This window comes from Vibrio sp. 2033 (genome assembly GCF_033339735.1).
On sequence record NZ_JAWOVC010000643.1, the window covers coordinates 1 to 566 of the forward strand.

Annotated in this window: 1 protein-coding gene; it reads left to right on the top strand. The window is 43.1% G+C overall.

Translation table 11 applies throughout. From position 1 onward, the window contains the following. Positions 1-514, top strand: a 514-nt coding sequence (locus R7P74_RS28245) for an AarF/UbiB family protein (protein ID WP_318123996.1), incomplete at its 5' end; no start/stop codon positions are given. Positions 515-566 lie beyond the last annotated feature (52 nt).

Consider the following 566-nt stretch of genomic DNA (forward strand, 5'->3'; position numbering starts at 1 on the left):
GCTGTTTAAAGAACTGTTTGAATTCAAGATGGTGCAAACCGATCCAAACTTCGCAAACTATCTCTATCTTGAACAAAGTAAACAAATCGGGCTGTTAGATTTTGGCGCAACTCGCGAATACAGTGAACGTTTTAGTTCCGGTTATCGCCAAGCCTTTTCATCTGTCGTGAACGATGACGAACAAGGGCTCAACGATGCTTTAGAGCAAATAGGCTTTTTCGCCCAAAGCATCAAACCAGAACAGAGAATGGCGATTTTAGATTTGGTCAAAATGGCATGCGAACCCATGCTAATTGATGAAGCTTATGACTTTAAAGCCAGCGGACTGGCGCAAAAACTGCGAGAAGCTGGAACAATTCTGAGTATGGAGCAAGATTATTGGCATACCCCACCAGCCGATGCCATATTCTTGCACCGAAAAATTGGTGGCATGTATTTGCTCGCCGCTCGAATCGGTGCAAAAGTAAACATTCGTCGATTAGTACAGCCATATCTCAAGATCAAGAGTGGATAGCCTATTGTTTTTCTGTCACTTTCAAGTACCTTGAGCAGTTATTCTGCGTCAT